General features: G+C 74.8%; 14 protein-coding genes. 8 read left to right on the top strand and 6 right to left on the bottom strand.

Annotation, left to right across the window (positions count from 1 at the left end):
- Window position 1: 1 nt before the first annotated feature.
- The 3 genes from lysX to MT994_RS10900 are packed head-to-tail and all read right to left on the bottom strand — an operon-like array spanning window position 2 to window position 6,417.
- Entirely contained in the window at window positions 2-3,343 is a 3,342-nt protein-coding gene (gene lysX, locus MT994_RS10910) for a bifunctional lysylphosphatidylglycerol synthetase/lysine--tRNA ligase LysX (protein ID WP_163186602.1), read from the bottom strand.
- The gene (locus MT994_RS10905) at window positions 3,340-4,983 is read right to left on the bottom strand and encodes an APC family permease (protein WP_137279940.1); all 1,644 of its coding nucleotides are present in this window, start codon (window positions 4,981-4,983) and stop codon (window positions 3,340-3,342) included. The genes lysX and MT994_RS10905 overlap by 4 nt, the downstream gene beginning before the upstream one ends.
- Window positions 4,984-5,010: 27 nt before the next feature.
- Window positions 5,011-6,417, bottom strand: coding sequence for a glutamate decarboxylase (locus MT994_RS10900; RefSeq protein WP_034655344.1), 1,407 nt, complete (start codon window positions 6,415-6,417; stop codon window positions 5,011-5,013).
- A gap of 176 nt (window positions 6,418-6,593) precedes the next feature.
- Here MT994_RS10900 and MT994_RS10895 point away from each other — a divergent pair, with 176 nt between their 5' ends.
- Both MT994_RS10895 and MT994_RS10890 read left to right on the top strand, forming a co-directional pair.
- On the top strand, window positions 6,594-7,256 hold the full coding sequence (locus MT994_RS10895; RefSeq protein ID WP_171467247.1) for a TetR family transcriptional regulator: 663 nt from the start codon (window positions 6,594-6,596) through the stop codon (window positions 7,254-7,256).
- 126 nt (window positions 7,257-7,382) lie between these two features.
- Window positions 7,383-8,147, top strand: coding sequence for a glucose 1-dehydrogenase (locus MT994_RS10890; protein ID WP_061269402.1), 765 nt, complete (start codon window positions 7,383-7,385; stop codon window positions 8,145-8,147).
- 69 nt (window positions 8,148-8,216) lie between these two features.
- On the opposite strand, the gene MT994_RS10885 is transcribed toward MT994_RS10890, so the two are convergent.
- Window positions 8,217-8,600, bottom strand: a complete 384-nt coding sequence (locus MT994_RS10885) for a TraR/DksA C4-type zinc finger protein (RefSeq protein ID WP_354806248.1) — start codon at window positions 8,598-8,600, stop codon at window positions 8,217-8,219.
- Between the two features lie 177 nt (window positions 8,601-8,777).
- Between MT994_RS10885 and MT994_RS10880 the strand changes: the two genes are divergently transcribed.
- From MT994_RS10880 to MT994_RS10855, 6 genes are all read left to right on the top strand, one after another.
- Window positions 8,778-9,707, top strand: a complete 930-nt coding sequence (locus MT994_RS10880; RefSeq protein WP_114554043.1) for an NADP-dependent oxidoreductase — start codon at window positions 8,778-8,780, stop codon at window positions 9,705-9,707.
- 127 nt (window positions 9,708-9,834) lie between these two features.
- Complete coding sequence (locus MT994_RS10875; protein ID WP_034655328.1) at window positions 9,835-10,299, top strand: hypothetical protein; 465 nt, start codon at window positions 9,835-9,837, stop codon at window positions 10,297-10,299.
- 152 nt (window positions 10,300-10,451) lie between these two features.
- A complete protein-coding gene (locus tag MT994_RS10870) occupies window positions 10,452-10,931 on the top strand; it encodes an SRPBCC family protein (RefSeq protein ID WP_137279943.1) in 480 nt (159 codons plus the stop codon).
- Window positions 10,932-11,054: 123 nt separating this feature from the next.
- Window positions 11,055-12,299, top strand: a complete 1,245-nt coding sequence (locus MT994_RS10865) for a sensor histidine kinase (protein WP_137279944.1) — start codon at window positions 11,055-11,057, stop codon at window positions 12,297-12,299.
- Window positions 12,296-12,961, top strand: coding sequence for a response regulator transcription factor (locus MT994_RS10860; RefSeq protein WP_076403946.1), 666 nt, complete (start codon window positions 12,296-12,298; stop codon window positions 12,959-12,961). The genes MT994_RS10865 and MT994_RS10860 overlap by 4 nt, the downstream gene beginning before the upstream one ends.
- A 151-nt stretch (window positions 12,962-13,112) precedes the next feature.
- Entirely contained in the window at window positions 13,113-13,418 is a 306-nt protein-coding gene (locus MT994_RS10855) for an SHOCT domain-containing protein (RefSeq protein WP_137279945.1), read from the top strand.
- 83 nt (window positions 13,419-13,501) lie between these two features.
- On the opposite strand, the gene MT994_RS10850 is transcribed toward MT994_RS10855, so the two are convergent.
- Window positions 13,502-14,917: a dicarboxylate/amino acid:cation symporter gene (locus tag MT994_RS10850; RefSeq protein ID WP_249355836.1), complete on the bottom strand. Its 1,416-nt coding sequence runs from the start codon at window positions 14,915-14,917 to the stop codon at window positions 13,502-13,504.
- Window positions 14,918-15,466: 549 nt separating this feature from the next.
- Window positions 15,467-17,452, bottom strand: coding sequence for a penicillin-binding transpeptidase domain-containing protein (locus MT994_RS10845; protein ID WP_354806246.1), 1,986 nt, complete (start codon window positions 17,450-17,452; stop codon window positions 15,467-15,469).
- Window positions 17,453-17,622: the final 170 nt, after the last annotated feature.

The following is a 17,622-nucleotide window of genomic DNA, read 5'->3' as shown; positions in this document are numbered from 1 at the left end:
GTCAGGACCGGCGCTGCGGCTTCACGAACGGGAAGGCGAGCGTCTCGCGGATCGACGCCCCGATGATCGTCATGTAGATGCGGTCGACACCGAGGCCGAGCCCGCCGGTGGGCGGCATCGCGAACTCGAGCGCCGAGAGGAAGTCCTCGTCGATCTCCATGGCCTCCGGGTCGCCCGCCGCCGCGAGGAGCGACTGCTGCGTGAACCGCTCGCGCTGGTCGATCGGGTCGATGAGCTCCGAGTACGCGGTGCCGAGCTCCGCGCCGAACGCGACGAGGTCCCAGCGCTCCGCGAGGCGCGGGTCGCGGCGGTGCACACGGGTGAGCGGCGACGTCTCGACCGGGAAGTCGGTGTAGAACGTCGGCTCGACCGTCTGGCCCTCGACGAGGCGGTCGTACATCTCGTTGACCACCGCGCCGTGCGTCTCGTCCTCGCCGACCTCGATGCCGAGCCGGGCGCACAGGGCGTGCAGCTCCGCGTCGGGGGTGTCCGGGGTGACCTCGGCGCCGACGGCGCGCGAGACGGCGTCGTGCACGGTGACGACGGGCCACTCGCCGTCGAGCCGGACCTCGCTGCCGTCGGGCCGGCGCGACACGGCGTCGCCGTGCACCGCGACCGCGGCCGCGACGACGAGCTCGCGCGTGAGGTGCCGCATCGTCGTGTAGTCGCCGAACGCCTGGTACGCCTCGAGCGACGTGAACTCGGGGTTGTGCGTCGCGTCGGCGCCCTCGTTGCGGAAGTTGCGGCCCAGCTCGAAGACGCGCTCGATGCCACCGATCGCGAGCTGCTTGAGGAACAGCTCCGGGGCGATGCGCAGGTACAGGTCCATGTCGTACGCGTTGATGTGCGTGCGGAACGGCCGCGCGTTCGCGCCCCCGTGCACGCGCTGCAGGATCGGCGTCTCGACCTCGATGAAGCCGCGCTCGACGAGCGACGAGCGCAGCGAGTGCACGGCGGCGGAGCGACCGCGGAGCGTCACGGACGACCGCGTGTCGAGCGCGAGGTCGACGTGGCGCAGGCGCATGCGCGTCTCCGGGTCGGCGAGCCCGCGGAACTTGTCCGGCGGCGCCTTGAGCGACTTCGACGCCATGACCCACGACCCCGCGTGCACGGACAGCTCCCCCGTCCGGCTGCGCGCGACGGTCCCCGTGACGCTCACCTGGTCCGCGAGGTCGACGACGCGGCGCCAGAGCGCGAGGTCGGCGGCGCCGTCGGCGGTGAGCATCACCTGGCGCTCGTGGTTCTCCTCGCGCAGGACGGCGAAGACGACGCCCCCGAGGTCCCGGAGCCGCACGACGCGCCCCGAGACGGACACCTCGTGCCCGAGCAGCAGGTCGTCGACGTCGGCGAGCCGGTGCGTGCGCGGCACGGCCACGGGGTACGCGGGCATGCCGGCCGCCGCGAGCACGTCGAGCTTGGCACGGCGGGCGCGCTCCTGGTCGGTGAGCCGCCGGGTCGGGACGTCGAGCGCGAGCAGCGCGTCCTCCTGCTCGCGCACGGCCGCGCCGAGGGCGGCGTCGGCCGTCGCGACCTGCTGGCTCCCGGTGCCGCCGCGCGCGCCGGGCCACTGCGGCACGAAGCCCTCGGCCTGCCCCGCCGCGAGCGAGACGGACGTGAGCTGGGCGGGGGCGGCGTAGCAGAGGTAGCGCGTGCGCCAGCGCGGCTCGTACTTCTGGTTCGAGCGGTACAGCTGGTCGAGCTGCCACCAGCGCGACGCCGTGAGGACGAGGCGGCGCAGGAAGCGCTGGAAGGGGCTCGCCGCGACCGACTCGCCCTGCTCGATCAGGCCGCGGAACATCGCGAAGTTGAGCGAGACCCGGTCGATCGCCATGCCCGCGCCCTCGCTCGCGAGCGTCGAGATCATGAGCTCCGTGACGCCCGGCACCGCGTCGGGAGACCGGCGCATGTAGTCGAGCGAGACCCCCTTGCGGCCCCACGGGACGAACGTGAGCAGGCCGCGCGGCGCGCCGTCGCGGTCGTGCGCGGTGACGACGAGCACGCGCGGGTCGCGCGGGCTGCCGAGGCGTTCCAGGGCCATCGAGAAGCCGCGCTCGTCCTCGCCGTGCCGCCACGCGTCGGCGGCCTGCGCGAGCGCCGCGAGCTCGTCCGCCGGGATCTCGCGCTGCCGCCGCAGGCGCACGGTGTACCCCTCGCGCTGGGGCCGCGCGACGGCGTGCCGCACGGGCCGCATCGACGGCGACGCGAGGTCGAAGGACCGCGTCTCGACGATCGCCTCGTCACCCATCGTGAGGACCGCGAGCCCGGCGTCGCGGTAGGCCCGCGCGCCCTTCTCGCTCGCCGAGAGCACGCCGGGCGCCCACCCGTGGCGCCGCGCGTACGCGAGCGTGCGCTCGATCGCGTCGGGCCACGACGCCGGGTCCCCGAGCGGGTCGCCCGCGGCGAGCAGCACGCCGCTCACCACGCGGTACGACACGGCGGCGCGGCCGTCGCCGGAGAAGATCGCGTCGCGGTCGTCGCGCGTCGCGAAGTACTCGAGCGAGTCGTCGCTCGGGTGCTCCAGGAGCAGACGGCGCACGGCGAGCTCCTCGTCCGGGGTGCGTGCGGCGTCGCGCGGGCCGGTCCGCAGGAACACGAGCACCGCGAGCAGCAGCGCGGCGCCCGCGAGCAGGCCGCCGACGAGCGCGAGCCAGCCCGGCGCGCCGCCGTCGATGGCGAACGGCTCCTCGTGCGGCGACAGCCCGACCGAGACGCTCAGGGCCCACCCGAGCCGCGCCGACTGGTCGTCGAGGCTCGACGGCACGACCTGGAGCAGCGCCCACACGACGCCGGTCGCGACGGCGAGACCGAGCACGAGGACGAGCGCCGCCGTCCACCACGCACCCCGGGCGATGCGGGCGGGGAACGCGTGGCGCGCGGCGACGAGCACCACGACGAGCACGAGCCCGACGAGCCCGCCCGCGTACGCCGTCCAGTGCACGTCGTCGAGCACGCCGGCCGCCGGGTCGATCCGGTCGAGCACGATCGCGAGCAGCATGACGAGCGCGGACGGGAGCTGCCAGACGAGGACCACGAACCACAGCGCGGCGCGGCGACGGCGCAGGAAGCCGCTCGCGACGAGCCCGACCACGACCGCGGAGAAGAGCGACGGGTACGACGGCACGTTCGTGACCGACAGGACCTCGGCGACCGGGCGCTCGGCGTGGTGCGCGACGGGACGGAGGATCAGCGCGACGAGGAGCCACACCGCGTAGACCTCGAGGATCCGGCCGCCCCAGCGCGCGACCGTCTCCGCCCAGGGCGACGCGACGGCGGGCGGCGCTGGAGCGCGCCGTCCGCCGTCCGGGGTGGGCGTCTCGCGCCCGACGGTGCTGGTACCCGTCACGTGGTCTCCTCCGGGTCGCGCGGTGCGCGGGCGGGCGCCGGCGCGGGCTGCGTCGGCGGGTTGACGAGGACGTCGTCGGCGGTCTGCCGCTCCGCCGCGGTACGACGGTCCCACGTGGGGCGCCGCAGCGCGTAGAAGAGGAGCGGCGGGCCGCCGAGCACGACGACGACCCCGGCGACCACGATCGGGTAGGCGGTCTCGGAGAGGCCGCTGAAGCCGGACGGCCGGACGAACGCGAGCACGAACGCGGCCGCGCACGCGACGAACCCGAGCCCCGCGACGAACCGCATCGCGGGCGTGCGGTAGGTCCGGACCACGTCGGGCTTGGTGCGCCGCAGCCGGATCGCCGCGGCGAACATGAGCATGTACATGACGAGGTACAGCGCCGCCGCCATGTCCACGAGCGCGATGAACGCGGTGTTGCCGTTCGGCACGAGCACGAACAGCAGCGCGAGCAGCGTGACGATCCCGCCCTGCACCGCGAGGATCCCGACCTGGACCCCGGCCTTGTTGCGACGCTGGAGCGCGGGCGGCAGCAGGCCGGTCCGGGCCGCGGCGAGCAGGCCGCGCGACGGCCCGGCGATCCACGTGACGACCGACGCGAACGCCCCGAGGGCGATGAGGAGCGAGATGACCGGGGTGCCCCAGCTCATGCCCCAGTGGTCGAAGAACGCCTTGAACGCGAGGTTGATGCCGTCGGTCACGCCGAGCGTCGACTTCGGCACGGCCACGGAGATCGCGAGCGTCGGGAGGATGAAGACCACGAGGATGAGCACGGTCGCGATGGCGATCGAGCGCGGGAAGCCCCGACCGGGGTTGCGCAGGTCGTTCGCGTGCACCGCGTTGACCTCCATGCCCGCGTACGCGAGCACGTTCGAGACGATGAGCACGATCGACGCGATCCCGGTCCACGGCGGGATGACGGCGGACGCCTCGAGCGTCGTCTCCGAGCGCTCGCCGGTGCCGAGCCAGACCGCGCCGAGCACGATGAGCAGGACGGCGGGCAGGATCGTGCCGAAGACGCCGCTCCACGAGCCGACCTTGGCGAACAGGTTGCCGCCGGCGAGCGTGATGAGCGTCGACCCCCAGTACAGGACGAGGATCACGACGGCCGTGTAGAGGCCGTTCTGCGTGAGGCCCGGGTCGCCCACGACGAACGACAGGCTCGCCGCGATGAACGCGATCTGCGTGGGGTACCAGACGACGTTCTGGATCCACTGGAGCCAGATCGCGACGAACCCGGCCCGCTCGCCGAACGCCTCGCGCACCCAGGTGAAGACGCCGCCCTTCCAGCCGGTCGCGAGCTCGGCCGCGACGAGCGCCGTCGGGACGAGGAAGAGGATCGCCGGGACGATGAAGAGCGTCACCGAGCCGAGCCCGTACGACGCCATCGCCGGCAGCGAGCGCAGCGACGCGACCACCACCACGGTGAGCATCGCGAGCTGCACGACCGACATGAACGTCGTCGCGCCCGCGGCGGGCGCCCCGATGGCGGGCCCCGCGTGGCCCGGCGGCTGCCGGGAGCCGGGCGACCCGTACGGGTGCGCCTTGACGTGCGCTGCCGTCGGCGCGTGCGTGCCGTCGGCCCGGACGTGCGGTCCCGAGCCTCCGGGCGGATCCTGTGCTGCCCCCTGTGCCATGGTCCGTCCTTCCCGCGGTCGTCCGGGTCAGTGGTGGAAGTTGGAGCGCTGGCCCTCGGTCGGCATGGGGCCGGTGAGGGCGTCGAGGAGCGCGACCTCGTCGCGCAGGTCCGCGAGGAACGCGGACGCCAGGTCGTGGCTGAAGCCGTTGCGCACGACGACGCGCTGGACGGTGAGATCCGTGAGGTCGTCGGGCATGGGGTACGCGGGCACGAGCCAGCCCTTGGTGCGCAGCCGCTCCGACAGGTGGTAGAGGTCCCAGTTCTTCGTGTGGCCCTCGCGCAGGCGCCACGCGAACACGGGGATGTCCGAGCCGTCGTTCCACAGCTCGAACGCGGGCATCTTCGCGATCTCGCCCGACAGGTAGAGCGCGACGTCGCGCGACGTGCGCTGCACGGCCTCGTAACCGGTGCGCCCGAGCCGCAGGAAGAGGTAGTACTGGAGGAGCACCTGCGCGCCGGGGCGCGAGAAGTTGAGGGCGAACGTCGGCATGTCCCCGCCGAGGTAGCTCACGCGGAACACGAGGTCCTCCGGCAGCGACTCCGTGTCGCGCCAGACGACCCACCCGAGGCCCGGGTAGACCAGGCCGTACTTGTGGCCGGAGGTGTTGATCGACGCGACGCGGGGGACGCGGAAGTCCCACTCGAGGTCGGGCTGGAGGAACGGGGCGATCATCGCGCCCGACGCGCCGTCGACGTGGATGGGCACGTCCAGGCCGGTGGACTCCTGGATCCGGTCGAGGGCCGCCGCGATCTCGGCGACCGGCTCGTACATGCCGGTGTAGGTCACGCCCATGATGGCGACGACGCCGATCGTGTTCTCGTCCACGTACGTCTCGAGGTCGTGGCCGTCGAGGACCTTGTGGGCCTCGGAGATCGGGACGTAGCGCGCCTCGACCTCGAAGTAGTTGCAGAACTTCTCCCAGCACACCTGGACCGCGCTCGAGAGCACGAGGTTCGGGCGGTCGGTCGGCTTGCCGGCGGCACGGCGCGCGTGCTGCCAGCGCCGCTTGAGGGCGAGACCGCCGAGCATGCACGCCTCGGACGAGCCGATGGTCGACGTCCCGATGGTGTGCTCCGGGTCTGGCGCGTGCCACAGGTCGGCGAGCATCGTCCAGCATCGCGTCTCGACGGCCGCCGTCTGCGGGTACTCGTCCTTGTCGATCATGTTCTTGTCGGCGGCCTCGAGGTACAGCCGCGCAGCGTGCTCGTCCATCCACGTGCCGACGAACGTCGCGAGGTTGAGCCGCGCGTTCCCGTCGAGCATCGCCTCGTCGTGGACGATCTGGTACGCCGTCTCCTGGAGGGACTCGTCCTCCGGGAACCGGAACTTGGGCAGGGCCGTCGCCTCCCCCGGTCTGGCGAAGATCGGGTTGAGCTCGACGACGTCGGGTTCTCCGGTGTGCCTCTCGGCCCGGCGCGTGTTCGTGACCATGTCCGCCCCCTCGGGTTGGTGTGGCCGCGGACCTGCGGCCGCACTCTCGACGGTACGACCGTGATCCCGGGACCGCCTCTGGGCGGGTGAGATAGGCAACACCTGTTGCTTAAGTGATTGCCTCGGCGTAACGTCGAGGACGACGCAGCGCACGGCACGACGCGGAGGAGGTGGCCGTGGACAAGCGCACCGCCCGCACCGCCGCGGCCCTGCGGACCGCGATCCTCGCGCTCGCCGCGGAGCAGGACGTCACCCGGCTCACGGTGTCCGCCGTCGCGGCCCGCGCGGGGATCAACCGCGTGACGTTCTACGACCACGCGTCGAGCCCGTCCGAGCTCCTCGCGCGCGTGCTCGGCGCCGAGCTCGACGCGATCCGCGACCGGTTCTTCGCCGACGTCCGGGCCGCCGAGACGGCCGACGACGTCGCCGCCCGCTCCCGCGAGGTCGTCGACCACTGGAGCCGTGCGCTCGTCGTGCACGTCGAGGCCCACCTCCCCGTCTACGAGCGCGCGCTGGAGGGCGGCCTCAGCGCGCCGCTGTTCCGGCTGCTCGCCAGCCACGTCACCGGCACGCTCGTCGAGCACCTGCACGCCCACCCCGGCCTCCTGCCGTCGGCCCCGGCCGGCACCCCGGCGGGACTCCCGGCCGAGCCGTCGGCCGGAGCCACGACCACCGCGACGGCCGACGTCGCGGCGCGCGCCTTCGCGACGTACGTCGGCTTCGGCACGGTCGGCGCGCTCGAGGTGTGGCTCGCCACGCCCCCTCCCCGTGACCCCGGGCTCTTCCCGCGGGTCGCCCGAGACGCCCTGCCCGCCTGGTGGACCACGCCGTCGCCCTGACGAGCCGTCCCCTCCGCCGGTCGACCGCGGTCCCCGGCGGGCAGGTGCGCACCACCCGCGCGACGACGCCCCCGCTCACGAGGCGGGCCGACGCCGCCGTGCCCCCGCAAGGAAAGGAGCCCCGCCATGGGCAGCACTCCCGGAAGGGTGCAGAACAAGGTCGCGATCGTCACCGGCGGCACCGGCGGCATGGGCGTCACGAACGCGCGCGCACTGGTCGCCGAGGGCGCGAAGGTCGTGGTCGCGGACCTCGACGACGCGAAGGGCGAGGCGCTCGCGCGCGAGCTCGGCCCCGACGCCCGCTACGTGCACCTCGACGTGACGAGCGAGGACGAGTGGGCGGCCGCCGTCGCGGCCACGCTCGACGCGTTCGGGCGCGTCGACGTGCTCGTCAACAACGCGGGCATCGCCAACGGCGGTCCCATCACGGAGTTCGACGTCGCCGCCTGGCGCCGGATCATCGACATCAACCTCACCGGCACGTTCCTCGGGATCCGGGCGGTGTCGCCGATCATGGCGAAGGCCGGCGCGGGGTCGATCATCAACATCTCGTCGGTCGAGGGCATGCGCGGGAGCGCGGGCCTGCACGGCTACGTCGCGTCGAAGTTCGGCGTCCGCGGGCTGACGAAGTCCGTCGCGCTCGACCTCGGCCCGTACGGCGTGCGCGTCAACTCGGTGCACCCCGGGTTCATCTCGACGCCCATGACCGCGTCGCTCAACCCGGACGACCTCCTCATCCCGCTCGGCCGCCCCGCGGCGCCCGAGGAGGTCTCGCGCATGATCGTCTTCCTCGCGAGCGACGAGGCGTCGTACTCGACGGGCTCGGAGTTCGTCGTGGACGGCGGCCTCATCGCCGGCGTCCCGTCGAAGAAGGGCCACGGCCAGCTCTGACCCGGCCGCGGTCGGCCCGGCCGCAGCGGGCCCGGCCGCGGCGGGCCCGGTCGCGGCGGGCCCGGTCGCTCAGTGCACCGCGGCCGCGCACGCGACGCAGGTCCGCGCCGTCGGGCGCGCCTCGAGGCGCCCGGCGGCGATCTGCTGCCCGCACCCCGCGCAGACGCCGTAGGTCCCCGCGTCCAGGCGCGCGAGGGCGGCGTCGACCTCCTCGACCCGCGCGGCCGCGTCCCGCGCGAGCGCGTCCACCTGGGCGCGCTCGAACGCGATCGTCGCGCCGTCGGGGTCGTGCTCGTCGTCCGCGTTGGAGTCGCGCGACGCCTCGACGATGCCCGCGACGTCGGCGCGCAGCGCCCGCAGGCGCTCCGACGCCTCCGCGCGCACGGCGAGCAGCCGCTCGCGCGCGGGCCGCGGGTCGAGCGGGTGGCCGGGGTCCTCGGGTGGTGTCGTCATCACCCTCCCCAACGCTCGGGACGGGGTGAAACCGTCCCGGACGGGTACTCCTGCCCACGTCCGCCGCATGACAGCGGCGGTCCGCGATGGAAGAGTGGAACCGCCCGGCCACCCCGGGGCCACCGCGCGGACTCGCCCTCGCGGTGGGCGACCGACGGCGAGACCACGGGGGTCGGCATGAGCACGGTCGTCGTCTTCGAGGAGTTCGGCGGGCCCGAGGGCCTGCGGGTCGACGACGAGGAGGTCGGCGCTCCCGGCCCCGGCCAGGTGCGCGTCGCGAACCGCGTCGTCGGCGTCAACCCCGCGGACCTCAAGCGGCTCGCCGGCGCGTTCGGTGGCCGCGTCCCCGGCGTGCTGGGGTTCGAGGCGGCCGGGGTGGTCGACGCCGTCGGGCCCGACGTCCCGGACCTCGCCCCGGGCGACGAGGTCGTGTGGCACGGCACGGGGGCGCAGCGCGAGCTCTCGCTCGTCCGCGCCGACCACGTGCGGCGCAAGCCGTCGTCCGTCCCGTTCGACCAGGCCGCGGTCCTGCCCGTCGCGGCGGCGACCGCGTTCTCCGCGCTCGTCCAGGCCGACACGGGCGAGGGCGACGTCGTGCTCGTGCACGGCGCGAGCGGGGGCGTCGGGTCCGCGGCGGTGCAGATCGCGACCGCGCTCGGTGCCCGCGTCGTCGGGACGGCCTCGCCCGCGAACCACGACTACGTGCGCGACCTCGGTGCGACGCCCGTCGCGTACGGCCCGGGGCTCGTCGACGCGGTCCGCGCGCTGCCCGACGGGCTCGACGAGGTGAGCGTCGTCGTCGACCTCGTCGGTACGGAGGAGACCGTGGCCGCGACCGTCGCGCTGCTGGGCGAGCACCTCTCCCCCGCCGACGCCGACGACGCGCCGAGCGCCGTGACCGTCGTCGGGACGGACGCCTCGCGCGCCGCCGGGATCGCCGACAAGGTCGACGCGAAGGGCGCCCTCGACGAGGTGCTCGCGCTCGCGGAGGACGGGCGGCTCCGGGCGGAGATCTCGGCCCGGTTCCCGCTCGCCGAGGCCGCGGAGGCGCTGCGCCTCGTCGCCGAGGGGCACGTGCGCGGGAAGGTCGTCCTCGACGTCGTGTGACGCGACGCGCTCCTTTGTGACGCTGAGCACAAGCTCGCCGCATGAGCCGCGAGATTCCGCGGCTCCCGCCCCGGCGCCCGCTCAATCTTCTTGCGCCCCGCGTGCGCCAGAGTGTGGAATCGTTAGCATGCGTAAGCTTCTTGCCGCCACCGCGGCGCTCTCCTGTGCCCTCCTGCTGGCGTCCTGCGCCTCGCCGACCGACCCGGCGAGCGACGACGCGGCGACCACCCCCGCGACCGAGACCACGACCGAGGCGGCCCCCGAGGTCACGCCGACCGTCGTCGCCGTCACCACGACGTGCAGCACCTTCTACGGCGGCGAGTACTCCGCCGAGCGCCTCGTCACCGAGACGACGCCGCTGCTCGCCACGCCGGACGACGAGGACGCCGCCGCCGCGATCTACACGACGCGCGAGCGCATCGCCGCGGTGCAGAACTTCGCCGACCCGGAGCTCCAGGAGAACCTCAACGGGATCAAGGCTCCCTTCGAGGCAGCCGTCCAGGGCGAGACGGTCAGCACGTCGAAGCTCCAGGAGTCGCTCGACGCGTTCCGCGCCCAGTGCGTCGAGGCCGGGTACGCGTTCGCGTCCTGACGCCACGCGCCGCGGTCCGGACGGCCCGTCCCTCGTCGAGGGGCGGGCCGTCCTCGCGTCCGGGCCGCTCGAGCACGGGGGCGCGCCGGTGCCGGGCTCGTCGCGACCTGAGGCGGGCGGCGAGGCGCCGCCCGGCGTGGGAGCATCCGACCATGCCCGTCGTCGAGTCCTCGCTCGTGGTCCCCGTCGACCCCGCGACGGCGTTCGCCGTCTCGCAGACGACGGGCGCCGTCCGCCTGCGCTGGGACCCCTTCATCCACCACCAGCACTTCCTCGACGGCGCGACCGCGCCCGCGAAGGGCGTGCAGACCTTCACCCGGCACCGCAGCGGGCTGTCCATGGTGAGCGAGTACGTCTCGTACAACCCGCCGACCAACGTCGGCATGCGCATGGTCCGCGGGTCGTGGTTCTTCGAGAACCTCGCAGGCGGCTGGCGCTTCGCGCCCGACCCGGGCGGCGGCACGCGCGCGACGTGGCGCTACAGCTTCCGCTGCCGGCCGCGCTGGCTCGCCCCGGTCGCCGAGCGTGTCGGGTCGTGGGTGCTCCAGCGCGACGTCGACCGGCGCATCGCCGGCTTCGCGCGCGGGTGCGCCGACCCGGTCGTGCTCGACGCGGTGCACGACGGCGCCTGACGCCCGCGCCTCCGCCCGCCGCCACGCGGCACCCCGGGGCCACGCGACCCGGCACCCCGGGACGACGTCGCCCGGTACCCCGGTCGGACGCGGCCCGGCCGCACGCGGCGTAGCGTGCGACGCATGGGCCCGCTCGACCGCCGCCGCCCCCGGGCGTTCCTCGCCGTGGTGCTCGCGGTGGTCACGGTCGTCGGTTCCGTGGGCGCGACGCACGGCCAGCCCGGTGCCCGGCCGCTCGACGCCGCGGCGCTCGCGCTCCTCCTCGTGCCCCCGCTCGCCCTCGTGCTCCTCGTGCGGTGGCCGGTCGTCGCCGTCGTCGTGTCCGTGGGTGCCGCGGGCACGTTCCTCGTCGCCGGGTACGCGTGGGGCCCGGTGCTCGCCGGTCCCGTCGGCGTGCTCGTGGGGGTGCTGCTCAGCGGACCCGCGGTGCGCGCGCGCCGGGTCGCGTGGGGCGGGGCGGTGCTGCTGGCGGGCGCGGTGGTCGCGGCGGCGGCGCTCCGCCCGGACGCGCCGCCCCCGGCGACGCTGCTCGGCGGGACGGCGTGGACCGTCGTCGTGCTGCTCGTCGCCGGGACGGTCCGCGACCGGTCCGCGCGTCTCGCCGCGGCTCGCGAGGCCGAGCGCCTGGCGCGCGCCGAGCGGGAGCGGACCGCCGTCGCCGACGAGCGCCTGCGGATCGCCCGCGAGGTCCACGACGTGCTCGCGCACTCGCTGTCCGCGATCACCGTCCAGGCGGGCGTCGGCCTGCACCTGCTCGACCGCGACCCCGAGCAGGCCCGCGGTGCGCTGACCGCGATCCGCGCCGCGAGCACGGAGGCGCTCGACGAGGTGCGCGCGGTGCTGGGCGTCGTGCGCGGCGACGCGGGCGACGACGGCGCGCCCCTCGCCCCGACGTGGGACCTCGCGGCGCTCCCCCGGCTCGTGCGGCAGGCGGAGGGCGGCGGCCTCGCGGTCACGCTCGACGTCGACCCGGCCGCGGCGGGACTGCCCGACCGGCTCGCAGGCGTCGTCTACCGCGTGGTGCAGGAGTCGCTGACCAACGTGCGCCGGCACGCGCACGGGGCCACGCGGGCGGACGTGCGGGTCGCGGTGCGTCCCGCGCCGCACGGCGCGGTGACCGTGACCGTGACCGACGACGGCGCTGCCCCGGGCGCCGAGCCGGAGCCGGGCTATGGCCTGCGGGGCATGCGCGAGCGCGTCGAGAGCGTCGGCGGCTCGCTCGCCGCCGGCCCGGCGCCGTCCCCCTCTGGACGTGGCTTCCGCGTGCGGGCAGTCTTTCCCTGGCCGGGCTCCCCGCCCGGACCGGGCACCCCCGGACGGTCCGACGCGGCCGACGACGCACCGCCGCAGCGCGAGGAGGCACCGTGATCGACGTCGTGCTGGCCGACGACCAGGCTCTCGTGCGGGGTGGCTTCCGCGCGCTCATCGACTCCGAGGACGACATGCGCGTCGTCGCGGAGGCCGCGACCGGCGACGACGCCGTCCGCCTCGCGCTCGAGCACCTGCCCGACGTCGTGCTCATGGACATCCGCATGCCCGGTCTCGACGGCCTGGAGGCGACGCGGCGGATCGTCGCGGACCGGGCGGCGTCGCACGTGCACGTCGTGGTCGTCACGACGTTCGAGCTCGACGAGTACGTGACCGACGCGATCCGCGGCGGCGCGAGCGGCTTCCTCGTCAAGGACACCGAGCCGGTCGACCTCGTCCGGGCGGTGCGCGTCGCGGCGCGCGGCGACGCGCTGCTCTCGCCCACCGTGACCCGGCGGCTGCTGTCGCGGGTCGCGGACGCGACGCGCGCCGTCGGGCCGGTGCGTGGTGTCGAGGAGCTCACGCCGCGCGAGCACGAGGTGCTCGTCGAGGTCGCGGGCGGGCTGTCGAACGAGGAGATCGCCGGGTCGCTCTTCCTGTCGGAGTCGACCGTGAAGACCCACGTCTCGCGGGTCATGGCGAAGCTGGGCGCGCGAGACCGGGCGCAGCTCGTCGTCGCGGCGTACGAGTCGGGCGTCGTCCGTCCGGGCTGGGCGGGCTGAGCCCCGACCATCGCGGGCGGCACCCGGGGACGAGCGAGGTCGGCACGCCCGGGCGACGACGCGGCGTCGGGCGGGCGCGAGCCTGGGGGTGCGGCCGGCGGACGGCCGCCCTCGCCGGGACCGGCGAGGCGCACCGACACCGGAGGTCGTCATGCTCACCGCACTCACCGGGGCGGCCGGCGCGCTCCCCACGGACGCCGTCGCGTCGTGGGGGCACGCCGGCTGGGGGCCCGGGCCGTGGTGGTTCGTGTTCCCCCTGCTGTGGTTCCTGCTCTTCGCGTCCGTGGTCTTCCTGCTCGCCCGCCGCGCCCGGCGCGGCGGGGGCCCGGGCGGCTGGCGCGCTACGGGCCCTGACCCGGTCGCGATCCTCGGCGAGCGCTACGCGCGCGGCGAGATCGACGAGCAGGAGTACCGCTCGCGCCTCGCCGTCCTGCGCGAGGGGCGCCCTCAGCCCTGACGCCGAGAACGACGTTGCTGCCGCCATCCCACGGACAACGGCAGCAACGTCGTGCTCGACGGCGAGGAATCGCCTGGTCGGCCTCAGGCGGAGGCGCCCACGCGCTCCTTGGTGCCCGACGGCGTGGCCTCCGCGGCCTCGGCCGGCGCCGGGGACTCCGTGGTCGTCTCGGACGACGCGTCGTCGTCCTCGTCCACGAAGAGGTCCTCGGCCGTCGCGGCCTCGTACTGCTCGAGGTCGAGGATGCCCTCGCGCTTCGCCACGATCGTGGGCACGAGCGCCTGGCCCGCGACGTTCACCGCGGTGCGGCCCATGTCGAGGATCGGGTCGATCGCGAGCAGCAGGCCCACGCCCGCGAGCGGCAGGCCCACGGTCGAGAGCGTGAGGGTCAGCATGACGATCGCGCCGGTGAGGCCCGCGGTCGCGGCGGAGCCGACGACGGACACGAACGCGATGAGCAGGTAGTCGGTGATCGACAGGTCGATGCCGAAGATCTGCGCGACGAAGATCGCCGAGATGGCCGGGTAGATCGAGGCGCAACCGTCCATCTTGGTGGTCGCGGCCAGCGGCACGGCGAACGACGCGTACTCGCTCGGCACGCCGAGGTTGCGCTCGGTGACGCGCTGCGTCACGGGCAGCGTGCCGATCGAGGAGCGCGAGACGAACGCGAGCTGGATCGCGGGCCACGCGCCGCGGAAGTAGCTCGAGATCTTCAGGCCGTTGGTGCGCAGCAGGATCGGGTAGACGACGAACAGCACGACCGCGAGGCCGACGTAGATCGCGACGGCGAACCACGCGAGCGACGCGAGCGACGTCCAGCCGTACGCCGCGATGGCGTAGCCGATGAGGCCGGCGGTGCCGATCGGCGCGAGGCGAATGATCCACCACAGCACCTTCTGCACGATCGCGAGCGCGGAGCGGTTGAACGCGAGGAACGGGTCCGCCTTCTTGCCCGACTTCAGCGCCGCGATGCCGATGACGAGCGCGACGACGAGGATCTGCAGCACGTTGAAGCTGACGGACGTCGACGCTGCTCCGGTGAGCGCGCCGTCGTCACCGGTCTCGAGGCTCGTCGAGGCGCCGAGACCCAGGACGTTGCCCGGGATGAGACCGTTGAGGAAGTCGAGCCACGTGCCGGTGCGGCCCGGCTCGGAGGCGGCGTCGAGCGAGACCGACGCGCGGTTGCCCGGCTGGAACAGCAGGCCCAGGCCGATGCCCACGGCTACCGAGATCGCGGCGGTGATGGCGAACCACAGCAGCGTCTGACCGGCGAGGCGCGCGGCGTTGGTGACGGTCCGCAGGTTCGCGATCGACGCGACGATCGCGGTGAAGATCAGCGGCGGCACGACCGCCTTGAGCAGCGTCACGAACGACGAGCCGACCGTGTCGAGCGTCGTGGTGAGGCCGTTGGGGACGTCGCCCGCGGCGTCCTGCGGGCCCATGGCGAGGGCGAGGGCACCGAGCCCGACGCCGACCGCGAGGCCGAGCAGGATCTGCACGCTGAACGAGGGGAACCGGCGCTTCTTCTTCGCGGGCGCAGCGGCCGGAGCCTGCTTCGCCTGCGGGTCGGCCTGCGAGGAGGCCGTCGAGGGGGTCGAGGACACGGAGGACCTTTCGGGGTGACGCGGGCGCACGAGCGCCCGCTCTCGGGAGAGGGGCTCGGGACGTCGTCGCGGGGCGCCGGCAGCAGCGCGGCCCGGGCAGGGACGCAGGCACGGAGGTGGCCAGCGGCCTGACGGGGGCGCGCCACGCGCGTCAGCGGCTCAGGTCGCGAGGCGACCCGGGGTCCTGACGGGTGTGCGGAGGCGGGGAGGCGTCAGCGGCGACGGGGGGTCAGCGACACAGCGCGCTGGCGACTCGACGGAGGTCGACGTCGCGGCGCTGGGTGAGCTGCCAGGCAGGCACGCTGACGAACACGGAGGTTCTCCCGGAACGGTGGGTTCTCGCTGGACGCGGGCATACGGACGCCCGCGGCAACCGATCATACCCGCTCGTGGACAACCGTCCGGCGGCCGGACCTATTCCGGCCGCCGCGGAGCGGCCGGGCGTCAGGCGTTCGGCGCGTCGAGGAACGCGTGCATGAGCGGCCCCGCCGTGACGGCGCCGCCCTCGCCCGTCTCGACGAACACGGCGACCGCGAGGTCGCCCTGCGTCGCGATCATCCACGCGTGGGACTGGCTGCCGTCGCCGTACTGCGCCGTGCCCGTCTTCGCCCCGGGCTCGCCCGGGAGGTCCTGGAGGATCGACGCCGAGCCGTCCGTGACGACGCCGCGCATGAGCTCGCGCAGCGTCGCCGCCTCCTGCTCGGTGAGGGTCGAGGCCGGCTGCTCCTCGGCGACGGTCTGCACGTCCGGGTGGACGAGGACCGGCGCCACCGTGCGCCCGGCGGCGACGCTCGCGGCGACCGTCGCCATCGCGAGGGGCGACGCCTGGACCTTGCCCTGCCCGATCATCGACGCGGCGTGCTCGGTGCCCTGCGAGTCGGTCGGGACGTCGCCGAAGAACGCGGGCGCGCCGAGCTCGGACTCGACGCCCAGCCCGAGCGAGGCGGCGGCGTCGTGCAGCGCCTGCTGCGACACGGCCTCCCGCTGCCCGATCATCGCCGTGTTGCACGAGTTCGCGAACGCCGTGCGCAGCGGCACGTCGCCGAGCGCCGCCGTCGGGTAGCCGGGCACGTTCTGGAACTCGCGGCCCTCGACGGTCAGCGTGGGCGGGCAGGAGACGGTCGTGTCCGGGGTGAGGCCCGCGCGCAGCATCGCGAGCGTCGTCGCGACCTTGAACGTCGAGCCCGGCGCGTACTGGCCCGTCGTGGCGGTCGAGAGCCCCTCGCCCGCGGTCGAGCTCGCCGCCGCGAGCACGGAGCCCGTCGAGGGCTGGATCGCGACGATCGCGCTCGGCCCCTGCCCGGCGAGCAGCGCCTCGGCGGCGACCTGCATGTCCGGGCGCAGCGTCGTGCTCAGCGGCACGCCGTCCACCGGCTCGACCGAGAACACCTCCGTCGGCTCCGCGTCCGCGTCCGCCTCGCCCGGCACGACCTCGATCGACAGGCCCGGCACGCCGCGGAGCTGCTCGTCGTACTGCCGCTGGAGACCGGAGATGCCGACCTGGTCGCCCGCGGCGACCGCGCCCTCCGACTCCTCGACGATCTCCGCCGTCGCCTCGCCCACGCGCCCGAGCAGGGGACGCGCGAACTCGCGCGTCGGGGCGAGGGGGATCGCGTCGTCGATGACCGCGACGCCCTCGATGCCGCGCGCCGCGTCGACGTCGACGCCCGCGGTGTCCTCCGCGCGGACGGTGATGGCCTCGACGAACGCCTTCTCCCCGGCGCCCGCGACGCGCTGCGCGTACTCCTCCGGGTCCAGCCCGACGACGCCCGCGAGCGCCCGCGCCGCGCCGTCCCACTGGGCGGAGCCCACGCGCGTCTTGTCGACGCCGATCCGGTAGACGGGACGGTCCTCGACGATGGGGACGCCGTCGGCGCCGAGGATGCCCGCACGGACCGCCGGCACGCGGCTCACCGCGAGCCGGCCGCCCTGGCCGAGCTCGGGGACGAGGACGTCGGGCTCCCACACGACGTCCCAGGCGCCCGGGCCGTCCTCGCCCTCGCCCGGCTCCGCGAACGTGAGCTCCGCCGTGGTGGTGTACTCCCAGGCCTGGTCGCCCGCCACCTCCCAGCGGTAGGCGAGCGTCGCCGTCGCGCGGTCGCCCGCGTCGTCGCCCTCCTCGTCGACGTCCACCGACTCCACCTCGACCGTGCGCTCGTACGGCGCGAGCGGCTCGAGCACCGCCTCCAGGTGGCCCTGGACGTCCTTCGCGGCGCCGTTGCGGAACTCCAGCGCGCTCACGTCGCCGGCCTGGAGGGCGTCGGCGAGCGCGTTCGCGGCGTCGGACGCCTCCGGGCGGTCGGGCGTGCACGCCGCGAGGGGCAGGGCGAGGACGGGGACGAGCGCCGCGGCCGTCGTCCAGCGGGCGGCCCTCCCGCGCCACCGGCCGTGCGTGCCGGACCGACCGTGGCCGTGCGCGACGCTGCTCACTCGTTGTGCTCCCCTGCTCCGTGCCGTTCAGGACGAGACGGACGCTACCCGACGGCACCGACGCCGCCGGCACCGACGGTCGGACCGGCCCGGTTCGTCCGCCGCTTCTTCACCTCCCGCTCCTCCTCCCCGTCCCGCGGAGCCGCGGCGCGCTTCCCTTTTCCCGCACG

The sequence above is a fragment of the Cellulosimicrobium sp. MI9406 genome, assembly GCF_040595865.1.
In the GTDB taxonomy this organism is placed as follows: Bacteria; Actinomycetota; Actinomycetes; order Actinomycetales; family Cellulomonadaceae; genus Cellulosimicrobium; species Cellulosimicrobium funkei.
The sequence above is the reverse complement of the archived record's forward strand: the minus strand, read 5'-3'. Positions and strand labels throughout refer to the sequence as shown.

What these genes read in the sequence shown, in the direction of transcription:
- MT994_RS10905 (WP_137279940.1), bottom strand. Translation starts at nt 4,983, where the DNA reads ATGGCACAGGGGGCAGCACAGGATCCGCCCGGAGGCTCGGGACCGCAC.
- MT994_RS10900 (WP_034655344.1), bottom strand. Translation starts at nt 6,417, where the DNA reads ATGGTCACGAACACGCGCCGGGCCGAGAGGCACACCGGAGAACCCGAC.
- MT994_RS10890 (WP_061269402.1), top strand. Translation starts at nt 7,383, where the DNA reads ATGGGCAGCACTCCCGGAAGGGTGCAGAACAAGGTCGCGATCGTCACC.
- MT994_RS10885 (WP_354806248.1), bottom strand. Translation starts at nt 8,600, where the DNA reads ATGACGACACCACCCGAGGACCCCGGCCACCCGCTCGACCCGCGGCCC.
- MT994_RS10880 (WP_114554043.1), top strand. Translation starts at nt 8,778, where the DNA reads ATGAGCACGGTCGTCGTCTTCGAGGAGTTCGGCGGGCCCGAGGGCCTG.
- MT994_RS10875 (WP_034655328.1), top strand. Translation starts at nt 9,835, where the DNA reads ATGCGTAAGCTTCTTGCCGCCACCGCGGCGCTCTCCTGTGCCCTCCTG.
- MT994_RS10870 (WP_137279943.1), top strand. Translation starts at nt 10,452, where the DNA reads ATGCCCGTCGTCGAGTCCTCGCTCGTGGTCCCCGTCGACCCCGCGACG.
- MT994_RS10865 (WP_137279944.1), top strand. Translation starts at nt 11,055, where the DNA reads ATGGGCCCGCTCGACCGCCGCCGCCCCCGGGCGTTCCTCGCCGTGGTG.
- MT994_RS10855 (WP_137279945.1), top strand. Translation starts at nt 13,113, where the DNA reads ATGCTCACCGCACTCACCGGGGCGGCCGGCGCGCTCCCCACGGACGCC.